Source organism: Halomonas flagellata, from assembly GCF_022487945.1.
Taxonomy (GTDB): Bacteria; Pseudomonadota; Gammaproteobacteria; order Pseudomonadales; family Halomonadaceae; genus Halomonas; species Halomonas flagellata.
Genome location: NZ_JAKVPY010000058.1, coordinates 1 through 3,144, shown reverse-complemented (window position 1 = coordinate 3,144; position 3,144 = coordinate 1). Strand labels below are relative to the sequence as shown.

At 67.4% G+C, this 3,144-nt stretch carries 2 protein-coding genes; both read right to left on the bottom strand.

Annotated features, from left to right (window positions below):
- The coding region (locus MKP05_RS21035; protein WP_240570105.1) for a TRAP transporter permease at positions 1-2,093 on the bottom strand (2,093 nt) is incomplete at its 3' end.
- 94 nt (positions 2,094-2,187) lie between these two features.
- Positions 2,188-3,132, bottom strand: a complete 945-nt coding sequence (locus tag MKP05_RS21030) for a TAXI family TRAP transporter solute-binding subunit (RefSeq protein WP_110285635.1) — start codon at positions 3,130-3,132, stop codon at positions 2,188-2,190.
- Positions 3,133-3,144: the final 12 nt, after the last annotated feature.

Here is a 3,144-nt window from a genome sequence, read left to right as displayed (position 1 = left end):
CCATAGATCATGAACATGGCGCCGAGGAGCATCACCAGGCGCATCCACACCTTGACCGGCCCGAAGAACCAGGCCTGGACGGTGGCGGCCAGCAGCACGATCCCCAGGGTGGCGGTCACCCCGACGCGCAGGATCTGCATCCCGCTGCCTTCCATCAGCATCGCCGGGCTGTAGTAGAACATGAAGGGCACGATGAACGCCGCCAGGCCGACCTTGAAGGAGGTCACCGAGGTCTGCATGGCGTTGGCGCCGGAGATGCCGGCGGCGGCATAGGAGGCCAGCGCCACCGGGGGCGTGATCGCCGACACGACCGCGAAGTAGAACACGAAGAAGTGCGCCACCAGCGGCTGGATGCCGATATCGATCAGGCCTGGCGCCACGACCGAGGCGGCCACCGCATAGGCGGCGGTCGTCGGCATGCCCATGCCGAGCAGGATGCTGATGCACATGGCGAAGAACAGCGCCAGCAGCTGGCTGACCCCGGCCAGGCCCAGCAGCAGCGACGAGAAGCGCGCGCCGACGCCGGTCAGCGAGATGACGCCGACGATCAGGCCGGCGCAGGCGCACACGGCGATGATCTGGATGGCCATGGTGCCGGCCAGCTGCAGCGCCCTGAGAATGGACGGGATGCCCATCTTGTTCGGCGAGATCCAGCTCACCACGGCGGCCGAGGCGGTGGCCAGGGTGCCGGCGCGGATCACCGAGTAGCCCATGAACAGGGCGGCGATCAGGATGATGATCGGCGCGAACAGGTAGACCTGCTTGACCAGCTTCGAGAACAGCGGGATCTCGTCCTTGCGCATGCCGCGCATGCCCTTGCGGGCCGCCTCGAAGTCGACCATGAAGTACACCGAGGCGAAGTAGAGGATGGCGGGAATCAGCGCCGCCACGGCGATCTCGGTGTAGGGGATGCCGGTGATCTCGGCCATGATGAAGGCGCCGGCGCCCATGATCGGCGGCATGATCTGCCCGCCGGTGGAGGCGGCGGCCTCGATGGCCCCGGCGCTTCTGGCCGGATAGCCGACCTTCTTCATCAGCGGGATGGTCAGCGAGCCGGTGGAGACCACGTTGCCGGCCGAGGTGCCGTTGATCATGCCCATCAGGCCGGAGGCGAAGATCGACACCTTGGCGGGACCGCCCCGGGCACGGCCGGCCGCGGCGAAGGCGAAGTTGACGAAGTAGTCGCCGACCTTCGAAGCCTGCAGGAAGGCGGCGAAGATGATGAACAGGATGATGTAGGTCGACGATACCGCGGTGGTCGGCCCGAGGATGCCGGCGTCGGTATAGACCTGGCTGAAGAAGCGGTTCATCGACAGGCCCGGGTAGCCGAGGAAGCCCGGCAGGAGGGGGCCGGCAAAGACGTAGACCAGGAAGATGGCGGAGATCACCACCAGCGCCAGGCCCGCCACGCGGCGCGTCAGCTCGAGGATCAGCAGCGAGCCGGCGATGGCGGCCCAGGAGATGCCGATGGGGGCGAAGGCCGTGCCGGTGGCGGCCCGCAGCGGACTGTTGTACATCACCAGCAGGTAGCCGGCACTGGCCAGGGCGGCGACCATCAGCACCAGGTCGGCCGGGCTGAGCCGCTCGCGGGCCTGGCGGTGGAACCAGGAGATGACGATGGCCGCGGCGGTGGCGACGATCAGCGGGTAGCCGAAGTGCCAGGTCTCGACGGCGGCGTCGATGCGCATGGCGCCCCCGCTCATCTCGCGCTGCATCAGGAAGACCTGCAGCAGGGCATAGAGGGCCGGCAGCAGCAGGGCATAGCTCGCCAGGGAGAGCCAGCGGCCGGCCGGACCGATGGCATGGGGCTCGGCGAAGCGGGCGCCGGTATAGAGGCCGTAGCCGAGGATCAGGGCGCCGGCGATGTGCACGATGCGAAACGACCAGGTCTCCATCGGGTACACGTTGAGCGACACCAGGTGAAAGGTGGAGTAGGCGATGGCCAGGGTGGCGAACAGCAGCCAGCGCCAGTGGGTGTACGTGCGCCGGTTGGACTCGACGACCTCCTCGTCGACGCCCTCGGCGATGGTCGCCGGCGTCTTGTCGATGAGTTCGTCCTCGCCCCCGGGGCGGGTATCGGGTGTATGGCTCATGGGGAATCACCCTTGAGTATGGTGCGGAGGGATGCGGATCATGCCCCGTACCGAGTGCCCGGTACGGGGCGTCATCACAGGCGCGAGATACGGCTTACTTGATCAGGGCCTCGTCGATCTCGTAGCCGTTCTCCTCGTACCAGCGTGCGGCCCCCGGATGGAAGGGCAGCACGGTGTTGTGCACGATGTTTTCCGGAATGGTGGTCTCGGCACTGCGGTGCACGTTACGCATCTTGTCGTTGTTCTCCATGGTGACCTTGGTCACTTCATAGACGAAGTCCTCCGGCAGGTCGCAACGGGCGATGGCGAAGTTCCACATGGAGACGGCACGGGCATCCTCCTCCAGGGTGGTGTAGGTGCTGGCCGGGATCTGGAAGGGGGCGACCGGGAAGCTCTCGAGCACCTGGGCCTGCTCCTCCTCGGTGAACTCGATGATGTTCACGTCGGTCTGGACCTCGAGCTGGCTGATGGCGGGAATCGGGATGCCGGCGGCGAAGGCGATGACGTCGAGCAGGCCGTCCTGCAGCTGGCCACCGAGGTCGGTCCAGCCGCCGTTGCGACGCTCGAAGTTCACGCCCAGCTCCTCGAGGATCGCCGGGAAGTAGGTGTCGGAGGTGGAGGCCGCCGGGCCGAAGCCGATGCGGGCGCCGTCCGGGATCTCGGAGATGGAGGTGATGTCGCTGCTGGACAGGGCGGCGATGGAGAACGGGGTCTCGTACATCGGGAACAGCGCGCAGACGTTGTCCATGGGGACGCCAGGCGCCAAGGGGCTTTCGCCGTTGACCGCATCGGCGGCCGGTCCCATGGTGGCGAGGCCGAAGGCCACATCGCCGCCGTGTACCAGTGCCAGGTTCTGGGTCGGACCGCCGGTCACTTCGCCGCCACCGGAAATCCCCAGCTCGTCGGCGATCAGGTTCGCCCAGCCGGAACCGTAGACGAAGTAGGTGCCGCCCTGACTGGCGGTGCCCACGGTGAAGTTGTCCGGCCATTCGGAGCGGTCGGCGTGGGCCGAGGCCGCGACCAGCAGGGCGCCGGCCAGGGTGCCGGTGAG